Raw genomic sequence first — 21698 nt, 5'->3', positions numbered from 1 at the left:
GCCCAATATGCAGGTCGCCCTTATGTTTTGTCTAGCGGCTTGTCGCTGGGCCAGACTTATTAAAGTACTGGAAAAACTCGCTGTCTGGTGAAAGCACCATGGTCGAGCCGTTATCAAGCGCGATTTTGTAGGCTTCGAGCGAACGATAGAATTCAAAGAATTCCGCGTCCTTGCCATACGCTTTACCCAGAATGACGTTTCGCTGACCATCGCCTTCACCACGCAGGACTTCGGCCTGACGGTTGGCTTCGGCGATGATGCCGATACGTTCACGATCAGCTTCTGCCTGGATCTTCGCCTTGAGCTCTTCACCCTCTGCGCGAAGCTGTGCGGCTTCGGCAATACGCGAAGAACGCATACGGTTATATACCGCTTGCGAGGTTTCCTGCGGCAGGTCAGTACGACCGATACGAACATCAATCAGTTCGACACCAAACTCTTCTGCTGGTTTGATCAGGGTCGCCTGGATTTTCTCCATGATCTGCGCACGGTTGTCCGAAAGAAGGGTCACAAGCGGGGCCTGTGCCAGTTCACCACGGATGACCGAGTTCAGACGCTGACCAAACAGCTGCACAAAGTTGGCAGAGTTGGTTGCACGCTGACGGAAGATCAACGGATCGATGATTTTCCAACGTGCAAAGCTATCGACATTGACACGCTTCTGGTCAGACAGGAGAACCTGCTGAACTGGCGGATCAAGTTCGAGAATACGACGCTCGTAATATTCAACATTCTGGATCGGCAGCTTGAAATGCAGACCCGGTTCGGAAACCGCATGGACCGGATTACCGAACTGAAGAACGAGTGCCTGCTGGTCCTGACGAACGGTAAACACGCTCATCGAACCAACGACAGCAGCAATAACCAGGACGACGCCAGCGGCAATAAGTTTAGGACTTGCCATTAGTTGTTGCCTCCTGCATTCGCACGTTTCTGGACTTCCGGAAGCGGAAGATACGGGACAACACCGTTACCTTCACCGTTCTGTTCCATGATGATCTTGTCAGACTTGCTCAAGATCTCCTGCATGGTTTCCAGATAGAGACGACGGGTCGTCACATCCTGGGCCGTCAGGAAGGAATTGTAGATGGAGTTAAAGCGTTCTGCCTCACCCTCTGCTTCCTTGGTGACACGATCCTTGTATGCGCGGGCCTGCAGGACCTGACGTTCTGCTTCACCCTTTGCACGCGGGATGATGTCGTTACGGTAGGCCAGTGCTTCGTTCTGGGAACGATCACGGTCCTGACGCGCACGCTGCACATCGTTAAAGGCATCGATAACGTCGCGCGGCGGGTCCACTTTCTGCATTTTCACTTCGGCAATGAAAATACCGGACTCATAACCGTCCATGATTTCCTGAAGCAGGGTGCGGGTCTGTTCTTCAACCCGGACACGGCCAACAGTCAGTGCTTCTTCAAGGTCGGTTTTACCGATGACCTCACGGATCGCACTTTCAGATGCCAGCTTGATGGTGTTTTCAGGATCACGCACGTTAAACAGGTAGGAACCTGCATCGCTGATACGCCACTGAACAACAAAATCAATATCGATGATGTTTTGGTCACCGGTCAGCATCAGGCTTTCTTCGGGCACATCACGCGATCCGTTGGACGTCACGGTGCCAGCACCGCGATAGCCAACCTCGATCTGGTTGGTCCGTTCAACGTTCGGCTTGATGACCTCGCCAATCGGGGCCGGAAGGAAGTAGTTCAGACCCGGGCCCGTTGTGCCAACCCATTTGCCAAACAGAAGCGTTACACCCTGTTCGCCCGGCTGGACACGGTAGAAACCGGTCAAAAGCCACAACCCGATCACAGCGATACCGATCAGGACAAAGCCCTTATATCCGCCGCCGCCGGGGAACAGCCGTTTCAGGCGTTCCTGGCCCTTACGAATCATTTCATCAAAATCGGGGGGCGTGCTTCCGCCGCCGCCGCCACCCGAAGGACGCTGTCCCCACGGGTTCTGGCCGCCACCGTTATTTCCGCCGCCGCCCCAGGGGCCACCGCCCCCTTGATTATTCCAAGGCATCGAGTTTCTTCCTCTTCTTGCCGTTCGGTGTTTATCTTTGCTTACCGAGCACAGATTCTGGACTTATCAATATGTTTGCAATGGTTGTTCGGATTTGTTCGGATACGCAGAGCAGGGCAACAGGAAGATAAGAATCTTTCAATGCCTTGCGACAATGTAGTCCGTGCAAATCCGTTCAATTCGTAGGACAACCGCCAGACCTGCGAACTTCTGCGTCAAATCCCTTGACCGGGGCGCTAGCCCGCTCTAAGGCCTTTTTCTCGTATTTCGCAAGTCTTGCGGTTGCCATTACAATCATATTGATAAGCCCAGAACCTATGGCCTTATATGACAGCTTGCCTTGCAAAACAATGATACGCGCCTGCAAGTTCTGTGTGACCACGGACTTAAGCCAAAATTTGGAGACCGCAATATGACTTCGCTCAACCGTGAACAGATTACTGCCGCACTCGATGCCGTAATCGACCCGGTCGACGGCCAATCAATCACAGCCAAGGGTATGGTGCAAGGCATTGATATTCATGATGAAGTCGTCAATGTCATGATCGCAGTAGACCCGGATCGCGGTCCTGCACTGGAAGATTTACGGCAAAACGCCGAAAAGGCAGTGGCTGCTGTGAACGGGGTCACAACGGCCCGCGTGGCGCTTACGGCCGAACGCCCGAAAGAAGCTGCCAAGCAAGCTGCACCGCAATCACAGCCAAGCCGCCCGTCACAGCCGTCACAACCGGGCCAGCGTCCGCAAGGCGCGGGGCAGATGCCGCTTGAACTGCCGACCGTGCGCAGCATTGTTACCGTCGCATCGGGCAAAGGCGGGGTGGGTAAATCCACAACCTCGGTTAACCTTGCTCTTTCGCTGGTGGCTCAGGGCCTGAAGGTTGGCCTGCTTGATGCCGATATCTATGGGCCGAGTCTGCCGCGCATGATGGGCCTTCGCGATGCAAAGCCGACCCCGTCCAAAGAACATCAGGGCAAAATGATCCCGCCGTCGGCCTTTGGCATGCGCATTATGTCAATCGGCTTCATGGTAGATGAAGAACAGCCGGTTATCTGGCGCGGTCCGATGGCGATGGGGGCACTTGAACAGCTCCTGCGCGATACGGACTGGGGCGATCTTGATGTGCTGGTGGTTGATATGCCACCGGGCACCGGGGACATTCAGCTGTCCATGGCACAGCGCGTGCCGGTCACGGGGGCTGTGATCGTTTCCACCCCGCAGGATATTGCGCTTCTGGACGCGCGCAAGGGGCTTAACATGTTCCGCAAGGTCAATGTGCCGGTCTTTGGCCTCATCGAAAACATGTCCTATTACAAATGCCCGGAATGCGGCCATATTGACCATGTCTTTGACCATGGTGGGGCGCACAAGGCAGCCGATGAGCTTGGCGTGCCGTTCCTCGGTGAAATTCCGCTGGATCTTAAAATTCGTCTGGGTGCCGATGAAGGCAAACCGATTGTCGATAGCGAACCCGATGGCGATCACGCCAAGGCCTATGGCGCGATTGCCGGAAAGATCGCAGCCGCGGTCGAAGAACAGGTTGGGCCGGTTAAGGCCCCCAAGAAAAAAAGCCTGTTTCCAAAGATCAATTTTAAATAGTCATACAAAAAAGGCCGCATTCGTTGCGGCCTTTTTTATTGGTCGCACTTAACGACAATCATGCTGTTGCAAAACGCCTAGCATGACCTAGCAAGCGGTACTCAAACACTGCAAGTCCACAGACCGCGATGGCCTGAGCAATTACGAAGGCGTATCCAATCATCGTAGGTGCGATGGATGGCAGGACGAGAATGCCGATGCTGGCAACCGCCCAGACAAAATTGCCAACGATAATCAGCGAGACCAAACCGGCGTTCGGCAGCTTTTGACGCCCGGTGATGATCATCAGGGCCGCACAGGGAAACAGGATCAGCCCGGCATAAAACAGAAGGGAAACCGGCAATCCAAGCCACCCGGCAAGGAACTCTGCACCGGTCGTGAGCAAAATCCCAAAGCCAAGGCAGGTCAAAGCATCAACAATCAGTACAGTCTTCAGAAAATTCACAGTCGAGGGTGCAGACACTGTCCAATCCTTTCGGGTTGTGGTGATGTCGCAAGCTTGCCGTGAACAGGGAATGAATACGATTACCTCAGAGGTAATGTTTAATCCTTTTCTTTGGTGATAGGCTGTCTTTGCGGTCACAGAGGAAAGTGCATCAATGCCCCACGATTCGTTTGGAATGACGCTGAAAAACTGGCGGAAGCAACGCAGGCTCAGCCAGCTTGATCTTGCGGCCAATGCAGACATATCGACCCGCCATCTCAGTTTCCTTGAAACCGGTCGGTCCAGACCAAGCCGCGACATGATCCTGCATCTCGCCGAATGTCTTGATGTCCCGCTGCGCGAACGCAACGGTTTGCTGGTTTCAGCCGGATTTGCCCCGATCTATGCCCAGCATGATTTTGAGGGCGAGGGGGCTCTGGGCATTCGCAAGGCAGTTGATCAGATATTGTCGGCCCATGAACCTTTTCCGGCGCTGGCGATGGATCGACACTGGAACATGGTGGCAGCAAACCGGATTGTGCCATTGATGCTGGTCGGGATTGATCCGGATCTTTTGCAACCCCCGATCAATCTATTGCGACTAAGTCTGCACCCGAACGGATTGGCTGCACGGGTGGTAAATTTCGTGCAGTGGCGGGATCATTTGCTGGATCGGCTGCGGCGTCAGGTTGACGTCACCGCAGACCCGGAATTGATTGGGCTGTATGACGAAGCAAAGCACTATCGCTTACCCGACCATCATGAACAGGTGACGGACGCGGTGGGCGTTGACGGGGCTGACAAGGACGCGATCAATGGTCTGATCGTGCCGCTGACTCTGAAAACAGATGTGGGTGTTTTGCGATTCATCACGACGACGACGGTATTTGGCACACCGGTCGAGGTGACCCTGTCCGAACTTGCCATCGAGACCTTGTTGCCCGCTGATGAGGATACAAGCCGTGCCCTCAAGCAATTGGCAGTGCTACCGTAGGCCGGATGAGAAATCAGTGAAAGGCCGATCCGATTGCATCGTCCACGGCATTGGCAATGACGGTTTCGATCGTGCCATCCTCAACGAGTTCCGCGATGGCCTTGTTGATCCGGGCCAGTGCCGAGATGTCGGTTGACCGTCTGTTAAAGGCGATGAAGGTCTGGTTTTCATGCAGGGCGGTTTTGGCGCGAAAAACCTGGCTCTGGAGCTTGAGTTTCCTGATCCAGATATCTCCTGCTTCGCGCACAGCGATCACCGCATCAACGCGATTATTCACCAGCATTGCGAAGTTCTGGTCGTCGCCAGCGGCTTCGGACGTTTCAAACATGCCTGAATTGCGCGCACGATCAAAGGCGTTGCCATAACTCCATCCGCGAATTACGCCAACATTCATGCCCGACAGGTCTTCAAGTCTGGATTCACTATCGAACTTGTTTGCCGAACGATAGATCATCAGGCTTTCGCGATGGATCGGGTCGCTAAAAGCAAATTTCTTTTGCCGTTCGAGGTTTTTGTATATTCCCGCGACAGCGCCATCACCGTTTTCCAGATGAAGGAGTGCACGGCGCCAGGGGACCGGAACGATATTGATCGGTATTCCGGCGCGGGTAGCGATCGCACGCACGATTTCGGGGTAGATGCCAGCGGCATGATTGTTCGCGCTGTACATGAAAGGTGGATTGGCTTCATCCACATAGACGGTCAAGGCATGCACCCGGTTGCCCGGCAAAATGATCAGCACGCCCATAAGGACGGACAATGCAAAGGTCCAGAAAAATGTCCTGCAATGTACGGGCATCCTAACCCCCATCAACACTGGTGCAGTGTGTTATATGGGGCTATCGGCCAGCTCCGACAACGGCGCGTACGCAGGTTTGAAGCCCAAGCACAAAACCCCGCCCGGTTGCCCGGACGGGGTTTTGATCTTGAGGTACGCGACGCTGACTAAACGGCTTCTGCCATGAAGGACGGCATCCAGCCTTCATTGAGGCTGCGCAGCTCAGACAGGGTTACTTTGGCATCGCCATCAATGCTCAGCGCATCACCACCGGCCTGACCGATAATGGCCGCAGCAACATTCGCGCTGCTTGCCGCATTGAGAACCTTGTCCGGATCGCGGGTGGCGATCACGTAGCGGCCCTGGTCTTCACCAAACAGCCACGCGATTTCGCTACCGCTTTCGGGCAGGAAGACGTCCGCACCGATATTGCCTGCAAGGCACATCTCGGCAACGGTGACCAGCAGGCCGCCATCAGCAATGTCATGGCAGGTCCGAACCAGACCGAGTTCGATCAGTTCATGGATGACTGTACCGGCACGCTTTTCTGCACCCAGATCAACCGGCGGCGGTGCACCTTCTTCGCGACCTTCGATGGTCTTGAGATACAGCGACTGGCCAAGTTCACCGGTGGCCGCGCCGATCATGATCAGTGCGCTGTCATCGCGCTTGAGGCCAATCGTTGCATGGTGGCCCAGATCGGAAATCAGGCCAACGCCGCCAATGGCCGGGGTCGGCATGATGCCAACACCGTTGGTTTCGTTGTAAAGCGACACGTTCCCCGACACGACCGGGAATTCCAGCGCGATGCAGGCTTCGCCAATGCCCTGGCAGGCGCCGACGAACTGGCCCATGATGCGCGGGCGTTCCGGGTTGCCGAAGTTCATGTTGTCCGTGATGGCAAGCGGCTTGGCGCCGGTTGCAACCAGGTTACGGTACGCTTCGGCAACGGCCTGCTTGCCGCCCTCAACCGGGTCGGCCATGACATAGCGCGGGGTACAGTCGGTCGTGGCCGCAAGGCCCTTGTTCGTGCCTTCAACGCGCACCACACCGGCATCACCACCCGGACGAATTACCGTGTTGCCACGTACCAGATGATCATACTGTTCCCAGATCCAGCGACGCGATGCCAGATCCGGCGATGCGATCAGGGTTTTAAGCGCGTCGACGTGGCTCATCTTGCCCGAAAGGCTTGCCGGATCAATGCGATCCTGTTTCGGGGTCGGTTCCCACGGACGGTCATATTCCGGCGATGCTTCGGCCAGCGGATCAATCGGCAGGTCACCGGCAACTTCGCCGTGCCATTTCAGAACCATGCGCTTGGTATCGGTCAGTGTCCCGATGACGGCAAAGTCGAGTTCCCATTTGTCAAAGATCGCCTTGGCGGCGTCTTCACAACCGGGTTTCAGGACCATCAGCATGCGTTCCTGCGACTCTGACAGCATCAGCTCGTAGGGCGTCATGCCTTCTTCGCGCATGGGAACTTTATCAAGCCACAGCTCGACACCAACGCCGCCCTTGGATGCCATTTCGAATGAGGACGAGGTCAGACCAGCAGCCCCCATATCCTGAATGGCGACGATCATGTCGGTTGCCATCAGTTCAAGGCAGGCTTCCAGCAGAAGCTTCTCGGTGAACGGGTCACCGACCTGAACGGTAGGACGCTTTTCTTCGCTGTCATCATCAAACTCGGCCGATGCCATGGTCGCGCCATGGATACCGTCACGGCCGGTTTTCGACCCGACATAAACCACCGGGTTCCCGATACCAGCCGCGGCTGAGTAGAAGATGTTATCGGTATCGGCCAGACCCACGGTCATCGCATTGACCAGGATGTTGCCATTGTACGATGCATGGAAGTTGGTTTCACCGCCAATGGTCGGAACGCCCATGCAGTTGCCATAACCGCCGATGCCTTCGACCACACCGCTCAGCAGGTGGCGGGTTTTCGGATGATCGGGCTCGCCAAAGCGAAGCGCATTGAGGTTCGCGACCGGACGTGCACCCATGGTGAAGACATCACGCATGATGCCGCCAACACCGGTTGCCGCACCCTGATAGGGTTCGATAAAGGACGGGTGGTTGTGGCTTTCCATCTTGAAGACGGCTGCCTGACCATCGCCGATGTCAATCACACCGGCATTTTCGCCCGGACCCTGAATGACCCAGTCCGCCTTGGTCGGAAGCGTTTTAAGCCATTTTTTCGACGACTTGTAGGAGCAGTGCTCAGACCACATGACCGAAAAAATGCCAAGCTCGTTGATGTTGGGTTCGCGGCCCATGATTTCGAGAACGAGTTTGTATTCTTCTTCGTTCAGGCCGTGTTCCTTGACCAGTTCCGGCGTGATCGGGGTGCTGTTGAAATCGTTGGAGCTCACGATGCTGCCTCCACCATGCTTTTGAACAGATTGCGGCCATCGGTGCCACCATGCATCGGATCGATTGCGTTCTCGGGGTGGGGCATCATGCCAAGGACGTTGCCTGCCTCGTTGATGATGCCGGCAATGTTGCGCTGTGAACCGTTCAGGTTGGTCGCCGGATCAACTTTTCCGTCAACATCGCAATAGCGCAGAACAACGCGACCTTCGCCTTCAAGGCGGTCAAGCGTTTCGCTATCGGCAAAGTAGTTGCCGTCATGATGGGCCACCGGATAATCGACCACGTCGCCTGCGCCATACAGGTTGGTGAAGCGCGTATCGGTGTTTTCGATTTTCAGATGCGTGTTCTTGCAAATGAATTTCAGGCTGGCATTGCGCATAAGTGCGCCGGGCAGCAGGCCTGCCTCTGTCAGGATCTGGAAGCCATTGCATACACCAAGAATGGTCACACCCTGTTTGGCGCGTTCTGCGACTGCACGCATGATCGGCGATTTTGCCGCCATGGCACCACACCGCAGATAGTCACCATAGGAAAAGCCACCCGGGACCATGATGATGTCAGTCTTGGGCAGTTCGGTGTCGCCATGCCAGACGACGGCTGGTTCGGTGCCGGTGGCCTGCTTGAGGGCCGCGATGGCGTCATTCTCCCGGTTGATACCGGGGAAGAGGATGACAGCGGATTTCATGAAATACCGTCTCTCGATTAGTGTCCGTTACTTAATCCCGATAGACAAAGGCCACGCCGTCGCGCGGTCCCGCCCAGGTGATCAGGCCAGCTCGATGCTGTAATCTTCGATCACGGTATTGGCGAGAAGCTTCTCGCACATTTCCTTGACCTCGGCTTCGGCCTTGGCGGCATCGGTGCCATCCAGTTCGAGTTCGATGAACTTGCCCTGACGGACGTCGTTGACGCCATCAAAACCCAGACCCTGAAGGGCGTGGTGAACGGCTTTGCCCTGCGGGTCAAGAACACCGTTCTTCAGGGTGACATGAACACGTGCTTTCACGAGAAGCTCCTTTAAGTTCGCATGCGCGGGTCTCGCGCGGGGTTCTGTTTGCAAACAATTTGCTGTCCGACGGAATGGGCATCGACCAGCCATAAGAAAAGGCCGCGCGAGCGCGGCCTTGGGATTATTTTTTTTCGTCTTTGTTCAGCTGCTCTATTTCGGCGGACTCAGGGAGGACACCGAGACGGCGTGCAACTTCCTGATAGGCCTCTTCAACACCGCCGAGATCGCGACGGAAGCGGTCTTTGTCCATCTTCTCGTTGGTGATCGCATCCCAAAGGCGGCAGTTGTCCGGGCTGAATTCATCGGCCAGAACCAGCTGTGGGAAGTCACCTTCCCAAACGCGGCCGAATTCAAGTTTGAAGTCCACCAGTTTCAGGCCAATGCCACGCATCAGACCACACAGGTAGTCATTGACGCGAAGGGTCATGCCAACGATTTCCTCAAGCTCTTCAGCGCTTGCCCAGCCCAGAGCGAGGATATGTTCGTCAGAAACCAGCGGGTCGCCAAGATCGTCGTCCTTGTAATAGAACTCGACAATCGGGCGCGGCAGGCGTTCGCCTTCTTCGAGGCCAAGGCGTTTGGCCATCGAACCGGCAACGATGTTGCGGACCACGACTTCGATCGGAACAATTTCGCATTTCTTGCAAAGCTGTTCGCGCATGTTCAGACGGCGAATGAAGTGAGTCGGAATGCCGATTTCTGCCAGACGGGTCATGACGAATTCGGTGATCATGTTGTTCAGGACACCCTTGCCGGCAATGGTGCCGCGCTTCTGGGCGTTGAACGCCGTGGCGTCGTCCTTGAAATACTGAATGATCGTTCCGGGTTCCGTACCTTCGTAAAGAACCTTGGCTTTACCCTCGTAGATGGGCTGCTTTCTGGACATTGGCGGGATCTTTCACATCTAGGCCCACCGTCCGACGCAGCGGGCACCCTGAAATTCGCGCCCTCCGTATAGCAGTGCTTGGCGAGAAACTCAATTCCCGCTTAAGCTCTATTTATGCAAACTTGATAATCGAAATTTGCAACCGTCGCGCCATGGCCTGTGACCGACTTTGACTTTGTGTCTAACCCATTGCGTTCGCGTCAGGTTTGCGACCATTCCACCTTATACATTGACGGGATGGAAAGGTGTTTTATCGGGTTGGCCTTCTGAAAACAGCCACACCGGGCGACGTGGCAATTCGTGTTCGCTTGTGGGAATCGCAGGAAGCCCGATCAGGGATGAACAAACGGTCTCAAATCCGATATTGCTGCGTACCAGCATGGCGTCAGCGCGAATGTCGTGATGTTCGGGATCCGGGGCCTCGGTCCCGGTATCTGCCAGCAGCGCCTGCCAGGCAAACCAGTCATCGGCCTCGGGATTGGGGGCCGGGGCACTGATAAAGCGCGGCAGGTTGCGTTTGGTGCGTGCGCTGTTTTCGGTGTCGTTCAAATCATGGGCGGTAAGAATCGACATGCCTTCGGGGATTTCTGTGATCTCGATCTTGCCTGTGCCTCGGTTGGCAAGCCAGTAGGCGTCGCGGTTATCCGCAATTACCATGTTGAACGAGCGATAGGCATCGCCATTCAGTTCAGCAAGGGCTTGGGCGGCGTCTATGGCATCGGCGTGATCTAGCGCCTCAAGCGGGAGTTCCCCACGGGACCGTTTGCCGTCTTCTGGCCCAAGGGTGCCATAGCGGTTCAGCACGGCAGCAACCACGCCATCCTCATTCACACCAAGCCACGTGCCCCCGGCTGTTTCATCCAGCCCGGCAATTACGTCGGGGCGGTCGTCCCAGTGGCGCGCAGGCGCTTTCCAGGGGCGGTTATTCATTTCATCTCGATTGGCGCCAATGATCACCGGCCAGTCATGGTCGGGGCGGCGCAAAATTATGACTGTACACATGAGCCAGATCAAAGCGTGCTAAAGCGCATTTTGTCAAATTCAAAAGTGCTGAGCAAAGGGGTGAAATCCGTGTCCTTTGTCGTCATATAAAATATGATAACTGACAGTGGCTTGCACGGTTTGATACCCATGGCATTGTAACCAAGTATCAGGAGGGATCGAAATGAGCGGATTTAATGATCGTGAACGCGGTTTCGAAGCAAAATACAGCTTTGATCTTGAACAGGATTTCCGGGTAGAGACCCATCTTTACAAAATGCTGGTCCAGTGGGCAGGCGAACAAATGGGCATGACGCCGGACGAATGTCAGGACTACACGCGCAAGATCATTGGCGAGGTTGTTGCAAACCCGCGCGAAAATGGTGTTGTGGCGTTGTTGCTGGCCGACTTCGGGCGCAAGAATATTGATGTCACGGTCTCGATATTGAACGCAAAGCTCGAGGAACTACGTCCGGTTGCGCGCGCAGAAGTTTTGGCGTGATTTGACCTTCAGGCATGTGCTTGGAAAACTTCTCGTTTGCTAATACGTTCCGGCTTTCGTATCCTAGGCGACCCAGACCGAAAATCGAGTAGGCGCAACCTTTTGGTGTGGTATCCTTCGCAGGTAGGGGAAGGAGCCGGTTAGGTAAAGAAAGGCGACAGCATTGCGTATCCTTTTGGCGGACGATCACGATCTTGTTCGTGAGGCAATCTCGCTACTGTTCCAACAGTATTTCGAAGGCTGTGAAGTGGCCGAAGCAGGGGCACTTGACCCCGCACTCGAGCACATAGAGGCGAACAATACGTTCGATCTGGTGCTGCTCGATCTGCGCATGCCGGGCATGAACGGCCTTGAAGGTTTGAAACGCACTTTGGAAAAAGTGGCCGATTCGACCTTTGTGGTTCTGTTGTCTGGTGCCTATCGCAGCGAAGATGTTCGCAAGGCGATCGAGGCTGGCGCACATGGCTTTATTCCCAAAACCCTGCGCGGGCAAGCCTTGGCCAATGCCGTGCAACTGGTTCTGGCGGGTGACAAGTACCTGCCGTCCTCGATCCTGACGGATATGGGCGATGGCATGTCTGGTTCTGGCACAGGTGAAGGCGAAAGCAGGCTGACCGGCGGCTTTGGCAACGAAGGCGACTTTGCGCGTCTTACGCCGCGCGAACGTGAAGTTCTTGCCCTGCTGTCAGAAGGTCGTCCGAACAAGGATATCGCGCGCCACCTTGACCTGCGCGAGATTACGGTCAAATACCATCTGAAAAATATCTATCGCAAGCTGAACGTTTCCAACCGTGCACAGGCCGTGAAAATGGCGCTGGAAGACATGGCGCGGTCCGGAACGTTGTAAATCTTCGCGCAAATATCCTGAATATAAGAAAACGGCCTGTGTAAAATGACACAGGCCGTTTTTCATGGATCGGTGACGATGGGCGCGGATTACAGATCGCGGTTCATCGTATAGGTGCCCATGTAACTTGCCTTGTCCAGCACATGGCCTTCGATTGCGGCAAGGGCATCGGGGCCGGTAAAGGGTTCTGGCAGGTTGATCTTGTCGGTATCAAGCGCATAGACCGTGAAATGATAGTGGTGAATGATCGAGTCATTCCATGGCGGGCAGGGACCGTCATAGTCGCCATAATCACCCCCCATATCCGTGTCGCCAGCAAACCAGTCGGTATAGTTGTTCAGCCCTGCCGTGCCATATGGCTTGGTGCCGGGCATCTTGCCCTTTGGCGTTACACCGTTGGATGCCACACCTTCTTCAAGCTTTGTTATGCTGGCCGGGATATTGACCAGAACCCAGTGAAAGAAATCCACACGCGGCAGGCTTGCCGGGACTTCCTTGCCTTCGATATTGACGTCTTCGCCCGATGACGGGACATCCGGGTCATGGCAGATCAGGGCAAAGGATTTGGTGCCTTCGGGGATGTCGGACCAGCTCAGTTCAGGGCTGATATTGTCCGATGTTTCAAACCGGCCCTCGGCTGGAATTTTACCAAAGGCGAACTTGGTGGGGATCGGCGCGCCGTCTTCCCATCCCTTGATGCTGAGTTTCATTGCGAAGCCTTTCCTGTAGTTGCCATTTCTTGATGTGGTTGCCGTGTTCGATATAGATCAGCATCCAAAGCGCGCAATGTCAAAGGGCGGTGTTCCGGCGATATGAAATGAAAAAGCCCCGGCCAGATGACCGGGGCTTTGACGGCAGATTGCAGTATCCTGCTTAGTCAGCAAAGACACGGGCAAAGATCGTGTCGACATGCTTGGTGTGATAACCAAGGTCAAACAGCGCTTCGAGCGTGTCCATCGGAATGCGCGCGGTAACATCTTCGTCGGTTTTGAGAAGCGACAGAAGATCACCTTCGCGGTTCCAGACCTTCATCGCGTTGCGCTGAACGATGCGGTACGAATCTTCGCGCGAAACGCCATGCTGGGTCAGGGTCAGCAGAACACGCTGCGAGAAGACCAGACCACCCATCTGATTAAGGATCTCGTCCATGCGTTCCGGATAGATCACGAGGTTCTCTACAACGTTGGTCAAACGCATCAGCGCGAAATCAAGCGTTACGGTCGCATCTGGACCGATGTTACGTTCGACCGAGCTGTGCGAAATGTCGCGCTCGTGCCAAAGGGCAACGTTTTCCATTGCCGGGATCGCCATCGAACGTACCAGACGCGCAAGGCCGGTCAGGTTTTCGGTCAGAACCGGGTTACGCTTGTGCGGCATCGCCGAGGAGCCTTTCTGGCCCTTGGAGAAGAACTCTTCCGCTTCGCGTACTTCGGTGCGCTGCAGGTGGCGGATTTCGGTTGCCAGATGCTCAATCGAAGATGCAATCACACCAAGGGCAGCGAAATAGGCCGCATGACGGTCACGCGGGATGACCTGGGTCGAAACCGGTTCCGGCTTTAGGCCAAGTTTCTCGGCGACATGTTCTTCAACACTCGGATCGATGTTGGCGAATGTGCCAACCGCGCCGGAAATCGCGCAGGTCGCGATTTCATCGCGGGCCGCAACAAGGCGATCACGGTTACGTTTGAACTCCGCATAGAAGGTCGCGAGCTTAAGGCCAAAGGTCACCGGCTCTGCGTGGATGCCGTGCGAACGGCCCATGCAGGGGACATCTTTGGTTTCATAGGCACGCTTTTTAAGGGCGGCCAGAAGCTTGTCCATGTCTTCAAGCAGGATGTCGGTTGCCTGGGCAAGCTGCACGTTAAAGCAGGTATCAAGTACGTCGGAACTGGTCATGCCCTGATGGACAAAGCGTGCTTCTTCGCCGACCTGTTCGGCCAATTCGGTCAGAAACGCGATCACATCGTGTTTGACTTCGGCTTCGACGGTGTCAATGCGGTCGATGCGGTCCTGGGTATAGGGCTTGTCGCCTTTTTCCCAGACAAGCTTGGCGGATTCTGCGGGGATAACACCCAGTTCGGCCAGTTTGTCAGCGGCGTGGGCTTCGATTTCGAACCAGATACGGAACTTGTTCGCCGGTTCCCAGATGGATGTCATCTGCGGACGGGAATAACGGGGGATCATGCGGTCGCCTCCGGGCAATATGGTTGGGTGCCGGATAAGGATCTCGATGATCGGAATGCGTAATCAATTGCACGATCACGGCGCCGGCACGCTTTCACGGGGTCGGATAGTCCATTCCGCGCAAATTGGCAACCCTGCAGACGGGTATGGCAGGATTGTGAAAGCGATTTTACCCACCAGAAGCTTGTGCGTTGTTAGAAAAATAGCAACTTATTAGGAATATACCGTGTAAGCAGGCACGATGTATGTGCGAGATGCGGTTAATCCGAACGCGAAGTGGGCAGAATTTGTATGGCGCGTGAACGCGACGAGGCCAAAGAACATCAGAAAGATTTGACCAGGGTCCGCAAAAAAGATGCGAATTATCTGGCGGAACTGGTGGAGCTGGGAATTGCGCTTTCGGCATCGCAAGGCCGCGAAGAGCTTAACCAGAAAATCCTTATGGCCGCGCGCAACTTCACCAATGCGGATGGTGGGTCGCTCTATCTCGTTAATCGCGAAGAAAGCGAACTGCATTTTCGTATCATGGTCAATGATACGCTTGAGACGTTCTTTGTTTCGGGCCGGGAAAGTGAAAAGCCGTTCCCGCCCTTGCAATTGTATGACACCCAGGGCCGACCCAACTATGCCAATATCGCGACCTATGTCGCACTGACCGGCAAGGCGATCAATATTGATGATGCCTATAGTGCCGAGGGGTTTGACTTTACCGGCACCCGCGCATTTGATGCCAAAACAGGTTATCGGTCCAAATCCTTCCTGACCGTGCCGCTTAAAAATACCAGCGGTGTGGTGATCGGTGTCTTGCAGTTGATCAATGCACGCGATGATGCGGGCAATGTGATTTCCTTTGATCCGGCGATTGAACCAATCATCAATGCGCTGGCCAGTCAGGCCGCGGTTGCGATTGAAAACAGCCGCCTGCTGGTTGCGCAGCGCGACCTGATGGAAAGTTTCGTCCGCGTTCTCGGGCACGCGATTGATGCCAAATCCCCGCACACCGCAGGTCACTGTTCGCGCGTGCCGATCATTGCGCGCATGCTGGCCCAAGCGGCCGTGGATGACCGGGATGGCACATTTTCCAATTTCTATCTGACAGATATGGAATGGTACGAGCTTGACCTGTCGGCCTGGCTTCATGATTGCGGCAAGATCGTCACGCCCGATCACGTCATGGAAAAGGCGACCAAGCTTGAGACCATCCACAATCGCATCCACGAGGTTCGCACGCGCTTTGAAGTTCTGCGGCGTGACGCCGAGATCGAGATGCTTAAACGCAAACTGGACGGCGAAGACCCCGATCAGTGTGAAGCCGATTTCGCAAAGCGGGTGTCAGAGCTTGAAACCCAGTTCGCCTTGGTTGCTGATGCCAATATCGGCGATGCGGAACTTGATACGGATGCGATCTTTGCCCTGCACGATATCGGCGAGCAGAAATGGACCCGGTACTTTGACCGGACAATCGGCTTGTCGTGGGCAGAACATGAACGACTAAGCGATTCCGAACTCGCCGAACTGCGCGAACCCGGCATGGAAAGTCTTTTGATGGATCGGGAGTTCGACATTTATGACGGCTTTAACCGTGGCGAGGTCTATAACCTGTCGATCCCAAGCGGCACCCTGACGTCCGAAGAACGTCAGGTGATCAATGATCATGTCGTCATTACGCAGGACATGCTGGCCCAGCTCCCATATCCCAAGGAACTGCAACGTATTCCCGAAATTGCCGGGAACCACCATGAAAAGATGGACGGGTCGGGCTATCCGCGCGGTCTGACGGGCGAGGATATGGGAATCCTCGAAAAGGTCATGGTGATTGCTGATATTTTCGAAGCCTTGACCGCAGTTGACCGCCCCTATAAACGCCCCAAAACCCTGTCTGAATGTATCTCGATCCTGGCCGACATGCGCGACAAGGGGCAGATCGACAGCGACCTGTTCGAACTTTTCCTGACAAGCGGCATGTATCAGGAATACGGGCGGAAGTATTTGCGCGAAGATCAGTGCGACGATGTGGATGTCCCTCAGTTCGTCCTGACCCCAGGCACGGCTTAGACGGAATTTGCCTGACAGTTTTGTAATGTTTGCCAATCACATCAGATAGGCGTTGAGAAAAGGGCGGTAAGCCGCTACGGGTTATCCCTTAGGTGGTTCTTCCGGATACATGGCATCTCAATGCTTGAAAACAACAATGTCCTGGCATTTGCAATTGCGCTCGTTGGTTTGTTGCAGGCCGGTTTTCTGTTCCTGGTTTTACGAAACGAAGGCAAAAGCGCCTGGCATGTAAATCGCTGGATGATGGTCTTTCTGCTTGCTGTTAGTGCATCTTTCCTGCGCGACATCATTTTATTGTTTGGCGGGACAGCAATCGCATTGATTTTGGAACCGGTCCTGTTTAGTGCCTATTTTGCGCTCGGACCGGCCATGTATCTCTATTTCCGTGAATTGTCGGGGCATTCTGACAACCATCCTTGGAAGCATTTTTTGGTGCTTCCCTGCGTCTGCGTGATCGCCGGGGCGATGATCGGCCTCGTCTTTTTCCATCATGGCGACGAAATACTGGCTGGCAGCCCCCTTCACATCACATTTGCCAATGATCTGATTGCCAGCGTCATTGCAACCTGCTTGTTGATCGGATTGTTTGGCTTTGCGGTTTGCTATCATGTGGCACTGAGCCGCTGCGTCTATGCCAGTGCCCGTCAACTCAGATTGGCCGGTGATCATCACAGCATGATGCGCAGGCGATGGAGCCTGAATGTTGTTATATGTCTGCATGCTGTGCTTGTGGCGTTTATCCTCTCACAGGTTGTCCTGCTTGTGGCGAGTGACATGCATTGGTCGAATCTCTTGATCAATGTTGGTTTTGTCCTAACCCTTTTGCGGTTGAGTTTTTTACTGGCAAGCCAGCCTTTCCGAACGGGCAAAAACAACCCGGAAAAGAAAGCACGACCGCAGAAGATGACAAATCATTCGGCTCCGCAGGATGACTACGCTGATGTCATTTGCGCAAAGCTTGATCGGATCGTTGCTGATCAAAGGACGCTTTTTGACCCGCTTCTAACGATGCCAAAGCTCGCGGCAACAATTGGTGTGACACCCAATCAATTGTCACATGTCCTGAACAATGTGATCGGTCAGTCCTTCTTTGAGTTCGTTAACACCGTGCGCGTGCATGAAGCGGCGCGATTGCTGTGTGAGGAGCCAGATCGCAACATTCTCGACATTGCAATGACCGTGGGCTTCAATTCAAAATCGACATTCAATTTGGCTTTCAAGCGCGCGACGGGTATGACACCAAGTCACTATCGTATTCAGGCCATCACCGAACCAGATCGCAAGGATATGGGGGTTTGCTTCAGGTTGACGCCTATCACTCCGATCAGAAATTGAACCTCGGATCCCAATGGACGTAGCAGAATGACCACAGAGATCTCCATACTTGTTCTGATGATCATTGCCATTTTGGGTTTGGCGCAGGCAGGTTTTCTGATGTTGCTGCTTCGCCATGAAGGCAAGCGCGCGTTTCGCGCCAATCGCTGGTTGATGGTTTTTGCTTTTGCATCTTGTCTGAGCTTCATCGAAGATATTACCGATGTTTTCCTGACTCCGAAGTGGATGTTGATAGTTGCGCCGGTTTTCATGACGATGACCTTTGCCTTCGTGCCGTCCATTTATCTGTACTTCCGCGAAATTGCAGACCGACCGGTATCGAGACCAATTTACCATTTCTTGGTTCTGCTTCCGGTTCTGGCGGCAACGTCCGGAATGGTGTGGATTCTGTTTGATCAGTTCGTGCCAGAAATCATTCATGGCACCGATATCGATATCGATATCGCCCTTGATCAACACATCCTGCTGTCGGTTTTACTGATGAGTGTCTTTGTCAGGCTTTATGTGCAACTTTTTGTCTATATGCCCAAGATATGGAAAGTCGGGCTTGGCTATCTGCGACAGGCGGGTGAACAGCTTGGCGCGGATAGCGCTGCTTTGCGCCGCTGGATACAGGAGATACTGATCGGGATCACTGCCATTTTCGTGATATTCACAGTTACGTCGGTGATCGACCTGTTTGTTGAGGATGGAACATGGCTGACCACCATTGTTCAGGGTAGTTTTGCGCTTGTATTTTTCCGGATGTGTCATCTTTTGGCATCGAACCCCGCCCTGTTTGTTCAAGCCGACTGGACGTCTGAGGATGACTTGCACGCCGATGTATCTGAGCCTGCCCCTGCGCGCAACGCGAACCCGGGATCTCCAGAACCAGCCGGAAATAATGTGCGGGGGTTTCTTTATCATGAGGATATTGAACGGATAGCCGCACGGCTTGGTCGGGTCGTCAATGAAACTGACATTCTGTTTGATCCGCTGTTGTCGATGCCAAAGCTTGCCGATGCCATCGGGGCCACACCCAATCAGCTTTCACATGTCCTCAATCAGCATCTTGGCAAGAGCTTCTTTGATTTCGTCAATGAAGTCCGGGTTGACGAGGCTTCTCGCCTGCTGATCGAGGAACCAAATCGCACGATCCTCGACATCGCAACCGAGGTCGGCTTCAATTCTAAATCTACCTTCAATCAGGCTTTCAAGAAAATCACCGGTCATACACCAAGTAACTATCGTCAGAACAATTTCGCAAAATCAAATAGTTAAGGCGTATGAATGCGCATTCGTACCTTTTTGGCGCGGATTGTAAGTACAAGGCTATAACACCGGACGCCTTCTTTCGTACGCTCGGGCAATGTCGCGACATCAACAACTCAATTGGGATGTTTAGACATTATGGTATCGCATTTTTGTTCTCGTCGTTTGGGGGATGCAATGGTGCTGGGCGGACTTGGCATCTGTACGGCAGCCATCATCATCATGCTTGCCAGCAGCGCGTATGCCCAGACTGCAACGCCTGGACAAAGGGAAATCATCCGCGAACAGGTAAATCCGCAGACCAAAGACCCACTTAAACCCTGGCTTGGCGGCAATTGGCAGATCGGTGCTTTCGGCCAGATCAGCAGCAATCCCTATCGCGGGGCCGATAGTACAGATTTAGACGCGCTTCCGGTATTGGCCTATGATGCCGAACGTCTTCGTATCGGTATTGACGGCATTGATGCCAAAGTCTGGATGAATGATTTTGCCAGCGTTTCGGTCATTGGTGGCCTTCGTATGGAGCCATTTGATCCGGGTGACTCAAGCTTTCTGAACGGGCTTGAAAAACGCGATATGGCATACGAAGCCGGTATCGGCGGATCGCTACGTGTTTGGCACGGCGAGCTTCAGGCAAGCTATCAGACTGATCTCAACAATGCTCATGGCGGGCATGAGGTGGATGTTGCTTATTACCTGCCAACCGAATACGAGAAGTTCAGCTTCAATGTCGGCGGTGGTGTGACCTGGCAAAGCGAAGACCTGGTTGATTACAACGTCGGCGTGCGTCGCAATGAAGTACGCAGTGATCGTGGCTTCTACTCCCCCGACGCCACCTTTATCCCGCATCTTGATTTCAGTGTGACCTATCCGGTGACTGAAAGTTTTGCCGTCGTCGGGACCACGGATGTTAAATTCCTGCTCGACGAGTATGCCGACAGTCCGATCATTGATGAGGACTATGTGCTCAGCGCTGGTCTGGTGCTGGTCTACACCTTCTGATCCTGAACCGTCTCCCTGTCATCTTACCTCGAACTTGTCGGCAAGCAATCAGGCTTTGCCGACGAGACGGACCGGCATCCCCCACTATTGCAACCAACTGCCGGTCCGTTACCTTTTTGCGCGATTTTGTTCCCAATCGGTGGCGGGTATCGGGATAGCAGCCAGTTTCACCCTGATACCTTCAGTTGCAGCAAATCCCATTTGTTGCCATAGAGGTCCTCAAACACGGCAACAATGCCATAGGGCTCATCGCGGGGAGCTTCAAGAAAATGAACCCCTGCATCAACCATGCGTTTGTGATCGCGCTTAAAGTCATCTGTGTTCAGGAAAAAGCCAACCCGACCGCCGGTTTGATTACCAATCGCGCTGACTTGGTCGTCATTGCCTGCCTTCGCCAGCAAAACACGTGTTTCACTTGCTCCCTTCGGGGAGACCACCACCCACCGTTTCCCGCAGCCCATGTCGGTATCTTCAATCAACTCAAAGCCGACTTTTTCGGTGTAAAATGCGATGGCTTCGTCATAGTCGCGCACGACAAGGGCGAACAAACCGATATGGGGCATGGCTATCTCGTGGTGGGAAATGGATCAGGGATGGCAGCTATATCAGGCCAAGCGTCTTGAAGGAATTATATCCGGCACGGCTGATGATGATGTGATCATGAACCGTGATTTCCATTGCCTTGGCCGCGTCGATAATCTTGCGAGTCATGTCGATGTCACCCTTTGACGGGGTGGCATCGCCGCTTGGATGGTTGTGCACCAGAATAAGGGCGGAGGCATGTAGTTCAAGCGCACGCTTGATGACCTCGCGCGGATAGACAGGCGTGTGGTCGACCGTGCCGCGTTGATGGCATTCATCGGCAATCAGCCGGTTCTTGCGATCAAGAAACAGCAGATGCAGTTCCTCGTTCCGAAGGTGCCCGATCCGGGCCCGGCAATAATCAATCAGCTGTTCCCAGCTGGCGATCACCGGCAATTCCATGGCCCGTTCACGCGATAGATGCAGGGCACTGGCTTCGGCGATCTTGATGGCGGCAATCCCGGCATCCCCAAGACCCTTGGCGGTTTTAAGGTCTTCGGGGCGGGCTGCCAGAACATTGGCAAAGCTGCCAAATTGCGCAATCAGGGATTTTGCCAGCGGTTTGACATCCCCACGCGGCATGGCCATGCACAGCATCAGTTCAAGTAACTCGTAATCGGCAAGGGCGGTGGCACCCCCCTTGATAAACCGATCACGCAGCCGTTGGCGATGCCCGTGATAATGTGGCTTTGTTGTTTTTGTTTTTTCGGTTTGGGGCGCGTCAATACCCGACGCCATGGGTGTTCCCGCGACGTGCGCGGTGCGGGCCTGATCAAAGAAGACCCGCGTGCCATCATCAATTTCCGATGAGGTCTGTTGGGCAGCACTGGAAGCAGCTTTGCGATCTTGTTTTTCGCTCAA

At 54.4% G+C, this 21698-nt stretch carries 21 protein-coding genes; 8 read left to right on the top strand and 13 right to left on the bottom strand.

Annotated elements, in window-relative coordinates; genetic code table 11:
• Positions 1–31: 31 nt before the first annotated feature.
• The gene (gene hflC, locus AUQ43_RS10035) at positions 32–904 is read right to left on the bottom strand and encodes a protease modulator HflC (RefSeq protein WP_062956135.1); all 873 of its coding nucleotides are present in this window, start codon (positions 902–904) and stop codon (positions 32–34) included.
• Positions 904–2031 carry an FtsH protease activity modulator HflK gene (gene hflK / locus AUQ43_RS10030; RefSeq protein ID WP_062956134.1) on the bottom strand — a complete coding sequence of 376 codons (1128 nt, stop codon included), beginning with the start codon at positions 2029–2031 and terminating at the stop codon, positions 904–906. Before hflK ends, hflC begins: the two co-directional genes overlap by 1 nt.
• Positions 2032–2443: 412 nt before the next feature.
• Between hflK and AUQ43_RS10020 the strand changes: the two genes are divergently transcribed.
• A complete protein-coding gene (locus AUQ43_RS10020) occupies positions 2444–3628 on the top strand; it encodes an Mrp/NBP35 family ATP-binding protein (RefSeq protein ID WP_062956132.1) in 1185 nt (394 codons plus the stop codon).
• A gap of 58 nt (positions 3629–3686) precedes the next feature.
• Here AUQ43_RS10020 and AUQ43_RS10015 read toward each other — a convergent pair whose 3' ends face one another.
• Complete coding sequence (locus AUQ43_RS10015) at positions 3687–4091, bottom strand: hypothetical protein (protein ID WP_147250482.1); 405 nt, start codon at positions 4089–4091, stop codon at positions 3687–3689.
• A 136-nt stretch (positions 4092–4227) separates the two neighbouring features.
• On the opposite strand from AUQ43_RS10015, the gene AUQ43_RS10010 reads away from it, so the two are divergent.
• Positions 4228–5046 (top strand): helix-turn-helix domain-containing protein, encoded by an 819-nt coding sequence (locus tag AUQ43_RS10010; RefSeq protein ID WP_062956130.1) that lies wholly within the window; start codon positions 4228–4230, stop codon positions 5044–5046.
• 13 nt (positions 5047–5059) lie between these two features.
• Here the strand turns inward: AUQ43_RS10010 and AUQ43_RS10005 are convergent, their stop codons facing one another.
• From AUQ43_RS10005 to AUQ43_RS09980, 6 genes are all read right to left on the bottom strand, one after another.
• On the bottom strand, positions 5060–5806 hold the full coding sequence (locus tag AUQ43_RS10005; protein ID WP_181838582.1) for an ABC transporter substrate-binding protein: 747 nt from the start codon (positions 5804–5806) through the stop codon (positions 5060–5062).
• A 185-nt stretch (positions 5807–5991) separates the two neighbouring features.
• Positions 5992–8205: a phosphoribosylformylglycinamidine synthase subunit PurL gene (purL, locus tag AUQ43_RS10000; protein WP_369813474.1), complete on the bottom strand. Its 2214-nt coding sequence runs from the start codon at positions 8203–8205 to the stop codon at positions 5992–5994.
• Positions 8199–8888 carry a phosphoribosylformylglycinamidine synthase subunit PurQ gene (purQ, locus tag AUQ43_RS09995; RefSeq protein WP_062956127.1) on the bottom strand — a complete coding sequence of 230 codons (690 nt, stop codon included), beginning with the start codon at positions 8886–8888 and terminating at the stop codon, positions 8199–8201. Before purQ ends, purL begins: the two co-directional genes overlap by 7 nt.
• Before the next feature lie 81 nt (positions 8889–8969).
• On the bottom strand, positions 8970–9209 hold the full coding sequence (gene purS, locus AUQ43_RS09990) for a phosphoribosylformylglycinamidine synthase subunit PurS (protein WP_008891731.1): 240 nt from the start codon (positions 9207–9209) through the stop codon (positions 8970–8972).
• A 124-nt stretch (positions 9210–9333) separates the two neighbouring features.
• Positions 9334–10098, bottom strand: coding sequence for a phosphoribosylaminoimidazolesuccinocarboxamide synthase (gene purC / locus AUQ43_RS09985; protein ID WP_062956126.1), 765 nt, complete (start codon positions 10096–10098; stop codon positions 9334–9336).
• A gap of 222 nt (positions 10099–10320) precedes the next feature.
• Complete coding sequence (locus AUQ43_RS09980; protein ID WP_062956125.1) at positions 10321–11100, bottom strand: NRDE family protein; 780 nt, start codon at positions 11098–11100, stop codon at positions 10321–10323.
• 163 nt (positions 11101–11263) lie between these two features.
• Here AUQ43_RS09980 and AUQ43_RS09975 point away from each other — a divergent pair, with 163 nt between their 5' ends.
• Together AUQ43_RS09975 and AUQ43_RS09970 are read left to right on the top strand one after the other, a co-directional pair.
• Positions 11264–11581 carry a DUF1476 domain-containing protein gene (locus AUQ43_RS09975; protein ID WP_062956124.1) on the top strand — a complete coding sequence of 106 codons (318 nt, stop codon included), beginning with the start codon at positions 11264–11266 and terminating at the stop codon, positions 11579–11581.
• A 163-nt stretch (positions 11582–11744) separates the two neighbouring features.
• Positions 11745–12428 (top strand): response regulator transcription factor, encoded by a 684-nt coding sequence (locus AUQ43_RS09970; protein ID WP_062956123.1) that lies wholly within the window; start codon positions 11745–11747, stop codon positions 12426–12428.
• Between the two features lie 89 nt (positions 12429–12517).
• On the opposite strand, the gene AUQ43_RS09965 is transcribed toward AUQ43_RS09970, so the two are convergent.
• Positions 12518–13138 (bottom strand): YbhB/YbcL family Raf kinase inhibitor-like protein, encoded by a 621-nt coding sequence (locus AUQ43_RS09965; RefSeq protein WP_062956122.1) that lies wholly within the window; start codon positions 13136–13138, stop codon positions 12518–12520.
• Between the two features lie 163 nt (positions 13139–13301).
• Entirely contained in the window at positions 13302–14612 is a 1311-nt protein-coding gene (gene purB, locus AUQ43_RS09960; protein WP_062956121.1) for an adenylosuccinate lyase, read from the bottom strand.
• Positions 14613–14903: 291 nt separating this feature from the next.
• Here purB and AUQ43_RS09955 point away from each other — a divergent pair, with 291 nt between their 5' ends.
• From AUQ43_RS09955 to AUQ43_RS09940, 4 genes are all read left to right on the top strand, one after another.
• The gene (locus tag AUQ43_RS09955) at positions 14904–16667 is read left to right on the top strand and encodes an HD family phosphohydrolase (RefSeq protein ID WP_062956120.1); all 1764 of its coding nucleotides are present in this window, start codon (positions 14904–14906) and stop codon (positions 16665–16667) included.
• Positions 16668–16787: 120 nt separating this feature from the next.
• Complete coding sequence (locus tag AUQ43_RS09950; RefSeq protein WP_062956119.1) at positions 16788–18002, top strand: helix-turn-helix domain-containing protein; 1215 nt, start codon at positions 16788–16790, stop codon at positions 18000–18002.
• 27 nt (positions 18003–18029) lie between these two features.
• Positions 18030–19262, top strand: coding sequence for a helix-turn-helix domain-containing protein (locus tag AUQ43_RS09945; RefSeq protein WP_062956118.1), 1233 nt, complete (start codon positions 18030–18032; stop codon positions 19260–19262).
• A 129-nt stretch (positions 19263–19391) separates the two neighbouring features.
• On the top strand, positions 19392–20255 hold the full coding sequence (locus tag AUQ43_RS09940) for a MipA/OmpV family protein (protein WP_232310650.1): 864 nt from the start codon (positions 19392–19394) through the stop codon (positions 20253–20255).
• Positions 20256–20422: 167 nt separating this feature from the next.
• Here AUQ43_RS09940 and AUQ43_RS09935 read toward each other — a convergent pair whose 3' ends face one another.
• Positions 20423–20818 (bottom strand): VOC family protein, encoded by a 396-nt coding sequence (locus tag AUQ43_RS09935; RefSeq protein WP_062956116.1) that lies wholly within the window; start codon positions 20816–20818, stop codon positions 20423–20425.
• Between the two features lie 37 nt (positions 20819–20855).
• Positions 20856–21698: a DNA repair protein RadC gene (radC, locus tag AUQ43_RS09930; RefSeq protein WP_084272051.1), complete on the bottom strand. Its 843-nt coding sequence runs from the start codon at positions 21696–21698 to the stop codon at positions 20856–20858.

Origin of the sequence: Thalassospira sp. MCCC 1A01148 (assembly GCF_001613795.1) — a bacterium.
GTDB lineage: Bacteria > Pseudomonadota > Alphaproteobacteria > Rhodospirillales > Thalassospiraceae > Thalassospira.
Note: the sequence above shows the minus strand (reverse complement) of the source record. Positions and strands in the feature narration are given on the sequence as shown.